Source organism: Streptomyces sp. MMG1121, from assembly GCF_001280015.1.
Lineage (GTDB): Bacteria > Actinomycetota > Actinomycetes > Streptomycetales > Streptomycetaceae > Streptomyces.
The window spans coordinates 311,852-326,328 of sequence record NZ_LGDV01000038.1 but is presented as its reverse complement, the minus strand read 5'-3'; the positions used below and the strand labels follow the sequence as shown (position 1 = coordinate 326,328).

Annotated in this window: 12 protein-coding genes and 1 pseudogene; 7 read left to right on the top strand and 6 right to left on the bottom strand. The window is 72.9% G+C overall.

Annotated features, from left to right (window positions below; translation table 11 throughout):
• Positions 1-129: 129 nt before the first annotated feature.
• Entirely contained in the window at positions 130-1,701 is a 1,572-nt protein-coding gene (locus ADK64_RS06365) for a carboxylesterase/lipase family protein (protein WP_107092926.1), read from the bottom strand.
• Positions 1,702-2,081: 380 nt separating this feature from the next.
• Between ADK64_RS06365 and ADK64_RS06360 the strand changes: the two genes are divergently transcribed.
• Together ADK64_RS06360 and ADK64_RS06355 are read left to right on the top strand one after the other, a co-directional pair.
• On the top strand, positions 2,082-3,161 hold the full coding sequence (locus ADK64_RS06360; protein ID WP_053655887.1) for a LacI family DNA-binding transcriptional regulator: 1,080 nt from the start codon (positions 2,082-2,084) through the stop codon (positions 3,159-3,161).
• 62 nt (positions 3,162-3,223) lie between these two features.
• Positions 3,224-3,427 carry a hypothetical protein gene (locus ADK64_RS06355; protein WP_053655885.1) on the top strand — a complete coding sequence of 68 codons (204 nt, stop codon included), beginning with the start codon at positions 3,224-3,226 and terminating at the stop codon, positions 3,425-3,427.
• A 584-nt stretch (positions 3,428-4,011) separates the two neighbouring features.
• On the opposite strand, the gene ADK64_RS06345 is transcribed toward ADK64_RS06355, so the two are convergent.
• Positions 4,012-4,875, bottom strand: a complete 864-nt coding sequence (locus tag ADK64_RS06345) for an isocitrate lyase/PEP mutase family protein (protein ID WP_053655881.1) — start codon at positions 4,873-4,875, stop codon at positions 4,012-4,014.
• Positions 4,876-5,102: 227 nt separating this feature from the next.
• Here ADK64_RS06345 and ADK64_RS06340 point away from each other — a divergent pair, with 227 nt between their 5' ends.
• A complete protein-coding gene (locus ADK64_RS06340) occupies positions 5,103-5,735 on the top strand; it encodes a VOC family protein (protein ID WP_053655879.1) in 633 nt (210 codons plus the stop codon).
• Positions 5,736-5,990: 255 nt separating this feature from the next.
• Positions 5,991-6,392 carry a VOC family protein gene (locus ADK64_RS06335; RefSeq protein WP_053655877.1) on the top strand — a complete coding sequence of 134 codons (402 nt, stop codon included), beginning with the start codon at positions 5,991-5,993 and terminating at the stop codon, positions 6,390-6,392.
• Here ADK64_RS06335 and ADK64_RS06330 read toward each other — a convergent pair.
• From ADK64_RS06330 to ADK64_RS06320, 4 genes and pseudogenes are all read right to left on the bottom strand, one after another.
• Positions 6,375-7,061: a helix-turn-helix domain-containing protein gene (locus tag ADK64_RS06330; protein WP_199829494.1), complete on the bottom strand. Its 687-nt coding sequence runs from the start codon at positions 7,059-7,061 to the stop codon at positions 6,375-6,377. The genes ADK64_RS06335 and ADK64_RS06330 overlap by 18 nt on opposite strands.
• Before the next feature lie 52 nt (positions 7,062-7,113).
• Positions 7,114-7,920, bottom strand: a complete 807-nt coding sequence (locus tag ADK64_RS06325) for a VC0807 family protein (RefSeq protein WP_234384471.1) — start codon at positions 7,918-7,920, stop codon at positions 7,114-7,116.
• 191 nt (positions 7,921-8,111) lie between these two features.
• Positions 8,112-8,303 (bottom strand): annotated as a pseudogene (locus ADK64_RS42490) (helix-turn-helix domain-containing protein); the annotation flags it as partial.
• 61 nt (positions 8,304-8,364) lie between these two features.
• Positions 8,365-9,522: a YihY/virulence factor BrkB family protein gene (locus tag ADK64_RS06320; protein ID WP_078992509.1), complete on the bottom strand. Its 1,158-nt coding sequence runs from the start codon at positions 9,520-9,522 to the stop codon at positions 8,365-8,367.
• A gap of 176 nt (positions 9,523-9,698) precedes the next feature.
• Between ADK64_RS06320 and ADK64_RS06315 the strand changes: the two genes are divergently transcribed.
• The 3 genes from ADK64_RS06315 to ADK64_RS06305 all read left to right on the top strand — a co-directional run bounded on the left by ADK64_RS06315 (position 9,699) and on the right by ADK64_RS06305 (position 14,455).
• A complete protein-coding gene (locus ADK64_RS06315; protein ID WP_053655873.1) occupies positions 9,699-11,336 on the top strand; it encodes an acyl-CoA dehydrogenase family protein in 1,638 nt (545 codons plus the stop codon).
• Between the two features lie 312 nt (positions 11,337-11,648).
• Complete coding sequence (locus ADK64_RS06310; protein ID WP_199829501.1) at positions 11,649-12,941, top strand: GAF domain-containing protein; 1,293 nt, start codon at positions 11,649-11,651, stop codon at positions 12,939-12,941.
• Positions 12,942-13,120: 179 nt separating this feature from the next.
• Positions 13,121-14,455, top strand: coding sequence for a hypothetical protein (locus tag ADK64_RS06305; protein WP_053655869.1), 1,335 nt, complete (start codon positions 13,121-13,123; stop codon positions 14,453-14,455).
• The last annotated feature ends 22 nt before the right edge of the window (positions 14,456-14,477 follow it).

The following is a 14,477-nucleotide window of genomic DNA, read 5'->3' as shown; positions in this document are numbered from 1 at the left end:
CCTGGCGACCTGGCGACCTGGCGACCTGGCGACCTGGCGACGGCAACCGTAGGCCGACGGCGGCCAGCCGGACGACCGGCGACAGACGACAGGTGACCGGCCAGCCGGACGACCGGCGACCGCATGCGATCAGCGGCGACGTGCTCCCACCGAGCGTCGTAGGCGCCGTACCGCCGCCGCCAGCTCCGCTCCCGGCACCCGGATCTCGGAGGTCGGCGGCGCGAGCTCCGGGACGGTGGGGGCGGTCGACCACAGGGCGAATTCCGGATCCCGTGGACCGTATGCGGTGAGCGGCGCATCGTCGCCGAAGATCCGGACGGGGTGTGCGGCGTCCCAGGCCTGCCAGCCGGGGTTCCCGGTCGTCGCGAACCGTACCCAGGCTCCGTGCATCGCGTCGCACAGCTCCTGCGGGGCGCCTTCGCCGGCCAGTTTCTTCGATTCGGGGGCGTCACCGGTGCCGAAGACGAAGCCCAGTTCGAGGGCGTGGCAGGCGCCGAGGTCGGGCAGGCGGGACGGCCAGGCGAACTCGTAGAGGTAGGAGGTGCCGGGCCGGGACTCGGCGAGGCGGTGCAGCGGGAGGCGCAGCAGATGGTCGGTGACCAGCTGGCCGACGATCTCGGCGGTGCCGGCGTCGGGGTACACGGCACGGTAGCCGCGGGGGATCTCATGGCCGGTGTGGCAGCGGGCCATGGCACCGGCCAGCGCGACGGGGCCGAGGCGGTCGACGTGTTCGAGCAGGCCGCCCGGTACCAGCCACAGCCGGTACTCGTCCCGGGTCCAGCCCATGAGCAGCTCGACGTCATGGGCGGCGTCGCCGTCGATCAGCGCTGCCAGCGGGTCACGGGGCACGAGGTCGCCGTCCACGACGATCCCGAACGCGGGTCCGCCGAGGACCGGGCTGCTGAGCCGGCCGGCCTCGGCCTGGGTGTGCAGCAGCAGGTCGCGGTCGACGGCGGCGAAGGCCTCGGCGGTGGCGGGGATCCTGAGCCGGGTGGCCATGCGGCGCACCATGCGCCGCACCTTGTCACGGGCGAGGGCCTCGGGCGCGCCGCTCTGCAGCACGGCCCGCCGGATCAGGCCCTGGCTCTGGGGTGCGGCCAGGAGCGCGCCGGCGCTGATGGCACCGGCGGACTGACCGCACAGGGTGATCCGGTCGGGGTCGCCGCCGAAGGCGCCGATCGACTCGTGGACCCAGCGCAGGGCGGCGAGCTGGTCGCGCAGGCCGGGGTTGGGGGGTGCGTCGGGGAACAGTCCGTAGCCTTCCACTCCCAGCCGGTAGTTGACCGACACGCAGACGACGCCGTCCCGGGCGAAAGCACTGCCGTCATACACGGGCACGGCGGAGGAGCCCCTGGTCAGGGCGCCGCCGTGCAGCCAGAGGAGGACCGGCAGACGGGCACCGGGGTCCGGCTCGGGGGTCCAGACGTTGAGGTTGAGGCAGTCGTCACCGGGGATCTCGGGGTCGGACAGGTACTGGGCGAAGGCCTCGGAGTACGGCGGTTTCGGGGCGGTCGGTCCGAAGGCGCCGGCGTCGCGCACCCCGGCCCAGGGTTCGGGCGGCTCGGGCGGCCGGAAGCGCCGGGGGCCGACGGGCGGGGCGGCATAGGGGATGCCCCGGAACACCGTGATGCCGTTCTCGTACCGTCCGCGCACGGCCCCGTGAGGCGTCCTGACCACGGGGTCTGTCCGGTCTTCCGTCATCGCCCACCCGCCCTTCGCCGTACCGCGCCGCCGGTGCGCTGTCCATGCCAGAGCAGCACAGCGCGCGGATGTATTCCGCTGCACAGGCTTGCCGCTGGGCCGTTCGGTGGACGGCGGCCACTCGATGCCGAGGCACCTCGACCGCCCCGCCGCCGGCCCGCCGGACGGATGGACCGCCTGCGCTCATCCGACCCGATCGCCAGATGTTCGAAGTTTCGAAAGCGTCGGCCCTCGCCATCCCGTGAATTCCCATGTCTTCACGCGGTGTTGACGCGTACCTATCGTAGGAAGCGCTTTCCCCATGCTCAGCGAGCAGGCCGCTGAAGCAGCATCGGTCGCAACTTTCGATGGCCCAAGGCCGGGCCGGAGAGGCGGTACCCGTGGTCCGTGCGGGGAGTACGAGCGTTGCTGCCGGGCCGACGCTGGCGGTGGTGGCGCGCGAGGCGGGGGTGTCGGTGCCGACCGCGTCGAAGGTGGTCAACGGCCGCGAGGACGTGGCGCCGGAGACCCGCCGCCGGGTCACCGAGGCGCTGGCCCGGCTCGGCTATGTGCGCCGGCCCCGTTTCGACGCGGCGAAGGCGCCCGGCCTGGTCGACCTGGTGGTGCAGTCGCTGGACAGCTCCCGGTCGGGGGCGGTGCTGCACGGGGTGGAGGCGGCGGCGCACGAGGCGGGCCTGGAGGTGGTGGTGTCGGGCGGCACGGGCCGGACCGGGGGCGGCCGGCCGGAGCGCGGCTGGCTGGACAAGCTGACCTCGCGCGGCTCCTCGGGGGTGCTGTTCAACCTGGCCGAGCTGTCCGCGTCGCAGTACGCGTGGCTGGACCACCATCGCATCCCCTACGTGCTGATCGATCCCGCGCACGAGCCGCCGGCCGGGGTGGTGTCGGTCGGGGCGGCGAACTGGCAGGGCGGGGTGAGCGCGACCGAGCATCTGCTGGGGCTCGGCCACCGGCGGATCGCGGTGATCGCCGGGCACCGGCGCATGATGTGCAGCAGCGCCCGGGTGGCCGGATACCGTTCCGCGCTCGCCTCGGCCGGGGTGCGGCACCGCGCCGAATACGTGCGGCACGCCGGTTTCGACGAGGCCGGCGCCCGGCTGCGCACGCACGAGCTACTGGACCTGCCCGAGCCGCCGACCGCGGTGTTCGTGTGCTCGGACCGCATGGCCCTCGGGGTCTACGCGGCCCTCGCCGAACGGGAGTTGAGGGTGCCGGGCGACATGAGCGTCGTGGGTTTCGACGACCTGCCCGAGGCCCGCTGGGTCGCACCGGGCCTGACCACCGTGCGCCAGCCGCTCGGTGAGATGGCGGCGACCGCGCTCCGGCTGCTGGTGCGGATGATGCGCGGCGAGCGCCCGGAGGGCACCCGCACCGAGTTGTCGACCCGACTGGTACCGCGCGCGAGCACGGCCGGACCGCCCATGAGCACGGCCGCAGGGCCCGGGGAGCGGCCAACCGCGTGATGCGGCGCGCCCGTCCGGACGCAGGGCGGTGACCACGCCGAACACAAGATCGTTTCCCGGGCATGAACCTCACCACGCGCACCGCCGCGGCCCTCGCCGTGGCCGCAGTCGCCCTGATCGCCGCCTACGGCACGGCCCACGCCGCCTGCCGCACCCTCGCCCCCGGGCAGCACCGTGCCACCTACGCCACGTCCGGCGACGGGCACGACCCCAAGGAGGACGTCGAACGCGACGAGAACGGAGGCCCCGACCTCGCCGAGGACTGACCCGCCCCCCGGCCGGACAAGGCCGCACCACGGCGCCGGCCGGGCACCCCCGCACGGGATGCCCGGCCGTCGTCGTCAATCTCCGTCGCTCGATGGGGAGTTGTCGCTCGATGGGTCGTTGTCGCTCGATGAGGAGTTGTCGCTCGGCGAGGCGGTTTCGTTCGATGAAGGGGTCCCGCTCGGTGGGCGGTCGACGTCTGGTGGGGGGTTGAGGCTTGGTCGGGGGTTGGCTCTTGGTGGGGGGTTGACGGTTGCTGGAGGGCTGGCAGTTGCTGGAAGGCTGGCGCTCGACTGAGCGGGGGCGCTCGGTGGAGCACTGACTCTCGGTTGGTCAGTGCCCCTGTCGTGGTGCGGGGCACCGACGAGGGCCTTGACCGCTTCCACGGCGCTGCCGTCGTGGTCACTGCCGGCCGTGCCGTGGCCGGCCTGGACGTTGGCCGTGCGGTCGACCTCGAGCCAGGAGTCGGCGTGGGAGTTGTCGATCACGGTGATCAGACTGCCGGACGCGGCCGCGGGAGCCGCACCGGCGCCGAGCACCGCGGCGGCGACGGCGGCCGCCATCCCGAGCCGGGGTAGGGCACCGTTCACACGCCCACACCCTCGGGGGTGAGCCGCTCAGGGGCGATGTTGCGCTCCAGCAGGCTGGTGGAGGCCTTCACGCCGACGCCGCTCGCGGCGTCCACCTCGGGCAGCCGGCCGTCGGCCTCCTTCAGGTCGGTGAGTGCGGAGTTCATCGCCTCGTGCGCGGCGAACAGGCACGGGGTGCTGTAGATCGCGACGTCCACGCTGAGGTCGGTCAGTTCGCCGAGGGAGAGGCGGGGCGACTTGCCGCCTGCGATCTGGTTGAACAGCAGTGGCTTGTCCCCCACGACCTTGCGGATGCGCTTGATCCACTCGACGCTGCGCACCCCGTCGACCAGCACGACGTCGGCGTCGGTGGCGGCCAGTCGCTCGGCGCGGTGCAGGATGTCGTGCTCGTCCGTGGCGTCCGTCCGGGCGACGACGACCAGGTCCTTGCGGGTCTCCAGGACCTTGTTCAGCTTCTCCAGGTACTCCTCCAGCGGAAGCACCTGCTTGCCGTCGGCATGTCCGCAGCGGCGGGGCCGTTTCTGGTCCTCCAGGATCACACCGGAGGCGCCGATGCGCTCCAGTCCCTCGACGACGTGGCAGGCGACCTCGGGGTCGACGTATCCGTCGTCGATGTCGACGAGCAGGTGATGGTGCGGGAACGCGCCCCGCAGCCGCTGGACGAAGGCCACCATGTCGGGCCAGGCGATGAAACCGATGTCCGGCAGTCCGTAGTATGACGCCGCGAATCCGAAGCCCGAGACGAACATTCCGTCGTAGTGCTTGGCCGCGATCGACGCCGAGTACATGTCGTACACACCGATCAGCGGTGTGGTCCCGGGCCCGGCGATGCGCTCGCGCAGCTGTTTACCGTAAGTCAAGGTCCGGCTCCTCCTGTGGGTGGGTAACGCGGAGCGGAATGGACTACCGCGCTTCAACGCCCTTTGCCAAGACAAGAGCATCTCTAGATACTCACGTGACCATCTATGTACGCTAGCTTTACTCACCCCAATGGGGGAGCCGGTTCACCGCAGAAACGTCACTGGTGGCGCCGGATCCGGTTCCGGTTCCTTGAAGCACAAGGCCGGTGACCGTAGCCTCGCCGGGCATGAACGCCGTTCCCGCGCTGCTGGACCACCTCGTCCTCGCCACGCCCGATCTCGCCGCGACCGTCGCCGACTTCACCCGGCGGACCGGGGTGAAGCCCGCGCCCGGCGGTGTCCATCCGGGCCTCGGCACCCGCAACCATCTGGTCGGGCTGGGCGGCCGGAGCTATCTGGAGATCCTCGGCCCCGACCCGGAACAGCCGGAGCCGGCCGGGCCACGGCCGTTCGGCGTCGACCGGCTGACCGCGCCGCGCACACTGACCTGGGCGATCAGCCCGCCCGACCTGGACTCGGCGATCACGACGGCCCGCGCGCGTGGCTACGACCCCGGGCCCGTCCGCCCGATGAGCCGCCGCACCCCCGACGGCACCGTGCTGAACTGGCGGCTGACCGACGGGGACCGGGCGCACCCCTCCGGGCTGGTCCCGTTCCTGATCGACTGGGGCGACTCCCGCCATCCGGCGACCTCCGGCCTGCCGGTCACCCCGCTGCTGGAGGTGACGGCCACGGTGCCCGACCCGGAGGAGGTACGCGGACCACTGGCAGCCCTGGCCACCGACCTGCGCCTCGCCCCGGGCCCGGCCGCACTCTCCTTCACCGTGGACACCCCGAACGGACCGGTCACCTTCGACTGAGGGCAGGCACAGGGGGCGGGGCTGGGGGTTCTGATCTGGCTCGGGGCTCGGAGTTCGGAGCTCGGGGTTCGGACTTCGGGCCCGCTGGCTCCTGGCTCCGGGCTCAGGCCCCGGGCTTCGAGCCGTCGGACTCTCCGCGCCGGAGAGAGGACTCGGCCTCCGATCTCACCGCTCGGGCCTCCAGGCAGTCCCCTTCCGCGGAGGGTGTCCGATTCCTTCAAGACCTGTCCTCACCCGCCCTCCTACGGTGGCCCCATGACCACACGATTCGCCGTGATCGGCGTGGCGGCCTCCGACCTGGCCGCCTCGCTCGCCTTCTACCGCCGCCTCGGGCTGCTCTTCCCCGCCGGGGCCGAGGAACAGCCTCATGTCGAGGCCGAACTGCCCGGTGGGCTGGTGCTCGCGCTGGACACCGAGGAGACCATCCGCTCCTTCCACCCGGGCTGGCAGCCGCCCTCCGGTGGGGGCCGCGTCTCGCTCGCCTTCCGGTGCGGCTCACCCGCCGAGGTCGACGCCCTGTACGAGGACCTCGTGACCGCCGGATACCACGGCGAGCTGAAACCGTGGGACGCCTTCTGGGGGCAGCGGTACGCCACCGTGCACGACCCCGACGGCAACGGCGTCGACCTGTTCGCCCCGCTACCCGCCGCCGAGTAGCTCCCCGAGCGGCACGCCCGCCAACTCCCGTGTCTCACGGGCGAGATGGGACTGATCCGCATAACCCGCACGGAACGCCGTCTCGGCGTACGGCAGCCCGGAGCGGGCCAGCGCCAGCGCGCGTTGCAGGCGCAGGATGCGGGCCAGCGTCTTCGGGCCGTAGCCGAACGCGTTCAGGCTTCGACGGTGCAACGTCCGGGCGGCGATGCCGAGTTCGGCGGCCGTCGCGGACACCGGACGGCCCTCGTTCAGGCGCTGCACCAGCCGGCGCAGCAGCGGGTCGGGGGCCGCCGCCCGCGCGGCCGTGTCCAGGGCGATGTCCTCCAGTGCCGTCGCCGGGTCGGCTGCCGCCGCGACACGGTCGCACACCCGGCGAACCCGGGCGGCGGGCCAGAGATCGGCCAACTCCACGCGCAGGTCGCGCAGTTCGTGTGCCGGTACGCCGAGCAGGGCGGGCGCGGAGCCGGGGAAGAGGCGGATGCCCGCCCAGGAACGCTCCGGTCCCGCAGGGGCGTAGGGCCGGGTGTCGGGCCCTGCGACCAGCAGCCGGCCCTCGCTCCACAGCAGGTCCATGCAGCCGTCGGGCAACACCGCCCGGCCACCGGCCCCGGTCGGGGTGTTCGTCCACACGACGGCGCCGGTCAGCCGGGACGCCCGCTCCGTGTACACAACTGCCAGCCTACGTCGCCGACTGTGCCCGGCTAAGGCCGGACAGTGGCGGTCAGGTCGGCCGCTGGGCCGGGAAGCGCGGGGGCACCGACGCCCGCGCGGTGCGTATGCCGTCTTCCCGGTCGGGGGCGCCGAGCAGGGGCAGGCCGTGGCGGGCGCGGAAGTGGCGGGCGTACGCTGCCGTGGCCACGGCCGTCAGGGCGAGCAGGGACAGGGACACGACGCGGGTGAACAGCGGCACGGTGTCGGTGGGCAGCGTGGCGGCGGCGAGCGTGCCGAGGCCGCCGTCGAGCAGTTGCTCGGCACCCCAGGCCAGCGTGAGGAACCGCAGTGCCCGGCGGAACTCGGCGCAGTCCTGCCAGAGCCCGGCCCGTGCCCTGGCGGCCGGCTCCCGGTGCAGTCGCTGACCCAGCTGGAAGGCCAGTGGCCTGCGGGTGAACCCGGTGCCGAGCACCCAGCAGCCGACCACGAGGGACAGCACCGGGTCCTTGAACAGCAGGACGCGAGGGCCGCCGCCGATCACGGACACGAGCGCGGCGGCGCCCAGAAGCACCGTGAAGAACAGGTCGACGCCGTCGATCCGGCGATGCCGTATCGCACCGGACAGCAGGCGCAGGGCGGGCGGCGCGCCGCTGAGCAGGAGCGCCGCGCCCTGGCCGGCGCCCAGGGCGCGGACGGCGTAGTAGACGAGGAGCGGGACGACGATGTCGACGGCGATCCCGAGCCCTGGTCCGTGACCTGGCCCGACCGCCCTCACCCCGCCCCTCGCACTCACGCTGACCCGCGCCCCGTCCCTCCCCCGCGCGGCCTTCTCCGGCCGCCGTACAGGTGCCCATGCGTCGGCCGTCTCCTGCGCCATCGCCTCCGCCTCCTCGTCGCTTCGGGAGCCGTCGCCGGCCTGCGGAAAACGCTAGGCCCGGGGCCGTGCCGGGCGGATCGGAGCACGGGTGGAGAGGCGGGTGGAAAGCAGGTGGAAGTGCCGGGCCGCGTCCTCCACCGATGATCCGCACCCCTGGGTGGAGTCGTACGGCGCCACGACCCTGATCGGCCTCAGTGCCCCACTCCGCCCCCGGCGACGGCCCTCCCCGCCCGGTGTTCCTGGAGGCTCACGCCGTAGACGCGTTTGAAGGCGGTGGAGAGCGCGAACGCGCTGCCGTGGCCGATCTGGCGGGCGATCGTGTCGAGGGTGAGGTCGGTGTCGCGCAGCCGGTCGGCGGCGAGGGCGAGCCGCCGGCCGGTCAGTTAGGACATCGGGGGTCCTGAGGCGGCGGACGGACTCCTGGGGGCGCCCGGCGGCCGCCGCTCACTGGGTGGGCGGCGGCGTGTCCCCGTGTCCCTTGTGGCTGTGGTGGTGCGGGTTCTTCGCGTGGGTGCGCAGACGGGCCGAGACGTCCTCGGGGGGCAGGAAGCGGGACCAGCGTTCGGGGAACTCGGAGGGCATGTCCGGGTCGTCGGGGTCGGCGTCGCGGGTGGCCGCCGCCCAGGCGACGTACTCGGCGACCTGTGCCTCGCGCATCCGCTCGTTCGCCTCGCGGGCGGCGGCCGTGGCGGTGGCGGGCCAGACCCGGTCGATGGCCGCGTTCACGGCCGCGCCGACAAGGACGGCGAAGGCCGACACGCCGATCCAGAGCATGACGGCGACGGAGGCGGCGAGGGAGCCGTAGATGGTGGCGCCCTCGATGGTGTGCACGAGGTAGATCCGGAGCAGGAAGCTGCCGAGGACCCACATGGCCAGGGCGACCAGAGCGCCGGGCACGTCCTCGATCCACGGGGAGCGGACCGGCACGGAGACGTGGTACAGGGTCGTCAGGAAGACGATGGACAGGATGATGACGACCGGCCAGTACAGCACCTGGACGACCGTTTCCGACCACGGCACGATCCGTACCACCGCGTCCGGTCCGGCCACCATCAGCGGCAGCGCCACCGAGCCGATCAGCAGGGCCACGATGAACAGCAGGAAGGACATCATCCGCGTCTTGACGATGCCCCGGACGCCGTCGAGGCCGTACATGACGGTGATGGTGTCGATGAAGACGTTCACCGCGCGCGATCCCGACCACAGGGCGAAGACGAAACCGATGGAGATGACGTCGGGCCGGCCGCCCTTCATCACGTCGTGCAGGATCGGCTGGGTGATCTCCTTGACGCCCTTGTCGGACAGGACCGTCCGCGAGGCGTCGAGGATGTTGGTCTCGAGGCTGCTGATGGTGTGGGCGCCGGTCCAGGTGTCGACGTAGGCGAGCAGCCCGATGAGGCAGAGCAGCAGGGGCGGCACGGACAGCAGTGTGAAGAACGCCGCCTCGGCCGCCAGGCCCAGGATGCGGTACTCCATGCAGGAGTTGACGGTGTCCTTGAGCAGCAGCCAGGCGGTTCTGCGCTTGGAGACGTTCCGGTAGAGGGCTCTGGCCCGGTGAAGACGACCGGGGGGCCGCTCGGGGGGTTCACTTGCTGGCTGCACGACCCAAAGGTATCCGCAGCACGGGGCCGCCCTCACCTTCCGGGGGCGGCCGGCCGGGCTCGCAACGGCGGGGCGAGCGGATCGTCCGGACCGGGTGCTCGCATCCGGCGTCCCCCACCGCGCCGCTGTGCCACGCTGGGGCCATCACCAGCGCCGTCCCGGGTAGGTTCGCAATCATGGCAGGCACCTCCACCCACATCGTGACGAACCAGCCGCCTCCGCTGGCCGGCTACGACCTCTTCACCGCCGACCGGGCCCTCGTGGAGGCCGTCGAACGGTACACCGACCCGGGCGTGCTGGACGAGGTGCGCGAGGAGCTGTCCGTGCTGGGCCGGGCCTCCGGTTCGGCGCAGGTACAGGAGTGGGGAGTGCGGGCGAACGAGAACCCGCCCCGGCTGCGCACGCACGACCGCTACGGCCACCGGATCGACGAGGTCGACTTCGACCCGGCCTGGCACCGGCTGCTCGGCAAGGGGGTCGGGGCGGGGCTGACGACCGCCTGGACGCGGCCCGCCGGGCATGTGCGCCGGGCGGCCGGGTTCCTGATCTGGACGCAGGTCGAGGCGGGCAACTGCTGTCCGCTGTCGATGACCCACGCGGCCGTGCCCGCGCTGCGGACCGATCCGGAGCTGGCCGCCGAGTGGGAGCCACGGCTGACCTCCACGGTGTACGACCGCGAGCTGCGGGCAGCCGCGCGGAAGCCCGGCGCCCTCTTCGGCATGACCATGACCGAGAAGCAGGGCGGCAGCGACGTACGGGCGAACACGACCGCGGCCCGGCCGCTCGCCGAGGCCGGGACGTACACGCTGACCGGGCACAAGTGGTTCTGCTCGGCGCCGATGTCCGACGGTTTCCTGGTGCTGGCACAGGCCCCGCAGGGCCTGACCTGCTTCCTGGTCCCGCGCATCCTCGCCGACGGCACCCGCAACGTGTTCCTGATCCAGCGGCTGAAGGACAAGCTGGGCAACCGGTCCAACGCCTCCGCCGAGGTCGAGTTCGACGGGACCTGGGCGCGCCGGGTCGGCGAGGAGGGGCGCGGGGTGCGGACCATCATCGAGATGGTCGCCGCGACCCGGCTGGACTGCGCGCTCGGCTCGGCGGGTCTGATGCGGCAGGCGGTGGCGCAGGCCGTGCACCACTGCGCGTACCGGGAGGCGTTCGGCGGGAAACTGATCGACAAGCCGCTGATGCGCAACGTCCTCGCCGATCTCGCGCTGGAGTCCGAGGCCGCGACCGCGCTCGCGCTGCGGCTGGCGGCCGCCTACGACGACGGCGGCGAGCGGGAACGCGCCTTCCTGCGCCTCGCGGTGCCGGCCGCCAAGTACTGGATCACCAAGCGCTGTGCGCCCGTAGCACTGGAGGCCGCGGAGTGCCTGGGCGGAAACGGCTACGTCGAGGAGTCCGGACTGCCCCGGCTGGTCCGGGAGTCGCCGCTGAACTCCGTCTGGGAGGGCGCCGGAAACGTCCAGGCGCTGGATGTGCTCCGCGCGTTGCAGCGGGAGCCGGGCGCGCTGGACGCCTGCCTGACCGAGATCGGCCGGGCGCACGGGGCCGACCACCGCCTCGACCGGGCGGTGAAGGACCTGTTCACCGAACTCGCCGACCTGGACGGCATCGAGGGCCGGGCACGCCGGCTGGCGGAACGCCTCGCGACGGTCCTCCAGGGCTCCCTCCTGGTACGGCACGCCCCGCCCGAGGTGGCGGACGCGTTCTGCGCCTCCCGCCTGGGCGGAGACCACGGAGCGTCCTTCGGCACCCTGCCGACGGGCCTGGACCTGGAAGCGGTGGTGGAACGAGCCCGCCCGACTTTCTGAGCAAGGGTGCGCCGCCCTGCCTGAAGCAGCCGGACCCGCGGCCGTGATGTCGGCCGCCCCCAGGAGGGAGGGGGTGGTGCTGCGCCGACACGGCACCACCCCCGTCGGGGTCAAGTCTCAGCCACCCACAGAAAGTTCACCAGGGTTGCAAGGGGTTGCAACTTGTCGGCGTACGTGTGCGGATTGTGTGCCTCCGCCCTGTCCGGAGCGGCAGTATGTGTGCCAGATGCCGGGCCGGAAATCGCCGCCGGTACGGCATTACAAGTATGTTCGAAGCCTTTTTCCGGGAGGACTCCCGTGGTGAACCCGCCGATGAACGTGGCGCGTCTGGCCGCCGTGGACGCGGCGCATGCGGCGCGGATGCTGAGCGAGGCACGCGAGGCCACGCTCGCCGGTCAACGTGCGAGGATCGCGCCGCGGCCGGTGATCGAGCAGTCCTGGGGGCGCATGCTGCGCAGCGGTGTGGACCCCGACCACGACTTCAGGTCGGGTCTGCTGCCCTCGGACGAAGTGCGGCGCCGACGCGACGAGTCACCGCTGCGGCATGTCCTGCCGGTGCTGCGCGAGGGTCTGCTTTCGGTCGCGGACGTCGCCCAGCACATCATGGTGGTCGCGGACGCCGACGGGCGTGTGCTGTGGCGGGAGGGGTCCTCGCCGGTGCTGCGCAAGGCCGACGGTCTCGGCTTCGAACTCGGCGCTGACTGGCGGGAAGACGTCGTCGGCACCAACGGGGTGGGCACCCCGGTGGTCGTACGCCGCCCCGTGCAGGTGTTCGCCGCCGAGCACTTCGCCCGCTCGCACACCTCCTGGACCTGCGCGGGCGCGCCGATCATCGACCCCAGAGACGGCCGGCTGATCGGTGTCGTGGACGTCAGCGGCCCGCTGGAGACGATGCATCCGGCGACGCTGGCCTGGGTCGGCTCGGTGGCGAAGCTGGCCGAGGCGCGGCTGCGGGAGGTGCACCTGGACTCGCTGGAGCGGCTGCGTTCGGTGGCGGCACCGGTGCTGGCGCGGCTGGCCGGGCGGGCGCTGGTGGTGGACCGGGACGGCTGGTCGGCCGCGGTGTCCGGGATGCCGTACGTACGGCGCGTCGCGCTGCCCAAGTCGCTCTCGCCGGGCACGAGGTGGCTGCCGGCGCTGGGTTCGTGCGCGGTGGAGCCGCTGGCCGGAGGGTGGTTGCTGCGGGCCGTGGCGGAGGAGGAGCCGACGGGCACGGCCACCCGGCTCGTGCTGGACCTGGTCAGGACGGGCCGCAGCACGCTGACGGTGACCGGGTGTGCGCGTTCCTGGTCGCGTGAACTCAGCCCCCGGCACGCGGAGTTGATCTTCCTGCTCGCCGAGCACCGCTCCGGCCGGAGTGCGGCGGCCCTCGCCGGGGATCTGTTCGGGGATCCCTCACGCACAGTGACGGTACGAGCGGAGATGTCGCGGATCCGGCGGTACCTCGGGGAACTTCTCGACCACCGACCGTATCGTTTCTGCGAGGACACCGAGATCGAGGTGCTGCTCCCCGACAACCCCCGTGACCTGCTGCCTTCCTCGACGGCACCGGCCATCGCGCGCCGCCGGAGGATGCCGGGAGACGCCGGGCCGGTCGGTCACTGAGCGGTGTCTTCCGGGAATGTGCGGGGTCTTCGCCCTGCGCGGGCCGTTACTGCCGTAGCATCCCTTCAAGGCCTCCCCGACTGTTTCACGCGTCAACATCCGGACCATCAGGCGCAGTTGGCCCGATCCGGCCCGCAGGGCCGGTCCGGAGGCGGAGGAGCCCTGGAAGAGGGGACGAGATGAAGCACCGCGGCAGACACCGGCGGCGCAGACGGGGTGCCGCGTTGCGCGCGGTCCTGACCGGGACCGCGCTGGCGCTCACCGCGACCGCGACGCTGATCAGCGCGTCGCAGGCCGACGTCACCGACAGCCCCGGCGCGCTCAAGCCCCTCTCCTCCTCGGCGGACGCCGGCCGGCTGCGGCTCCAGGAACAGCTGGTCCCCGCGCGCACGCTGGACCGGCTGTCGGCGGCGATGGGCGGCCCGGCCGGTGTGGACGACGTCCTGGCGAGCGCCGACCGCGGCCTGCGCGAGGCGGACGACTGCTCCTCCGCCGACCGCGCCTCCCTGCCCGTCGCCCCGGCCGCCGCCCACGCCTACTGCTGGGATCCGGCGGACGCCGACGCCACGGACTGGCGGCCGGCGTCGGTGACCACGCCCGGGGACACCGCCGGCGACACGGCCCGGGGCACGCACCGGATGGTGCTCGCCGGCTGGACCCACAGCACCTCCACCGGCCGCACCGCCGAGCGGGGACTGGCCCGGGTTGCCTTCGTGAACGCCGACGACCCCGCCCACCTCGCCTACCGCTGGGTGCTGCTGGTGGTGCCGACACAGGACGGCCGGGACTACCGGGGCCTGGCCTCCGGGGTCTCCGGCATGGTCTGGTACCGGGACAAGCTGCTGGTCACCGCCAGGACCGGCAGCGCCGACGCGCTCTACGTCTACGACCTGAACCGCATCCTGCGCACCACGGTCGACGCGCCCGCGATCGGCCGGGTGCCCGGCGGCTGGTCCGCGGACGGCTATCAGTACGTGCTGCCCACGGCCGGCTCGTACCGCTTCGCCGCCGGCCGCTGCGCCCCCTCCGGACCGCCCTGTCCCGGCGCGCTCGCCCTGGACCGGAGCACCGCGCCCGCCTCTCTGGTCGCCGCCGAGTGGACCGCGCCGGACGCCGGCAGCAGGGCCCGGCTGTGGCGGTACGCCTTCAGCACGGAAGCCGGGCGCGGCGGACTCCTCGCCACGGACGGTGCCGGGCGCGTGGACCCGGTGGAGGCGTACCGGACCCGGACGGCCGGGATCCGGGGCGTGCTGTCGTACCGACAGGCCGGCGCGGACCATGCGTCCTGGTATGTGGGACACCTGCCCGATTCGCGGGACGGGCACGGCGGGCTGTGGCGGCAGGACGTCGCGGGTGCGAAGGCGGCCCGCTGCGGTGCGGACGCCTCGCACCGCTGCTGGGCCGAGGGGACGGGCTCCCTGTCCTACTGGCAGCAGACCGGCGAGGTGTGGTCGCTGTCGGACCGGATGCTGTTCTCCCTGCCGCTGGCGGAGCTGGACCGCGCGCTGGAGTGACCGGGGGGTGATCGACAGACCA

Bases quoted from the DNA above. Each gene is read 5' to 3' on its own strand.
- ADK64_RS06365 (WP_107092926.1), bottom strand. From the start codon at position 1,701: ATGACGGAAGACCGGACAGACCCCGTGGTCAGGACGCCTCACGGGGCC.
- ADK64_RS06355 (WP_053655885.1), top strand. From the start codon at position 3,224: ATGAACCTCACCACGCGCACCGCCGCGGCCCTCGCCGTGGCCGCAGTC.
- ADK64_RS06340 (WP_053655879.1), top strand. From the start codon at position 5,103: ATGAACGCCGTTCCCGCGCTGCTGGACCACCTCGTCCTCGCCACGCCC.
- ADK64_RS06335 (WP_053655877.1), top strand. From the start codon at position 5,991: ATGACCACACGATTCGCCGTGATCGGCGTGGCGGCCTCCGACCTGGCC.
- ADK64_RS06325 (WP_234384471.1), bottom strand. From the start codon at position 7,920: ATGGCGCAGGAGACGGCCGACGCATGGGCACCTGTACGGCGGCCGGAG.
- ADK64_RS06315 (WP_053655873.1), top strand. From the start codon at position 9,699: ATGGCAGGCACCTCCACCCACATCGTGACGAACCAGCCGCCTCCGCTG.
- ADK64_RS06310 (WP_199829501.1), top strand. From the start codon at position 11,649: ATGAACGTGGCGCGTCTGGCCGCCGTGGACGCGGCGCATGCGGCGCGG.
- ADK64_RS06305 (WP_053655869.1), top strand. From the start codon at position 13,121: ATGAAGCACCGCGGCAGACACCGGCGGCGCAGACGGGGTGCCGCGTTG.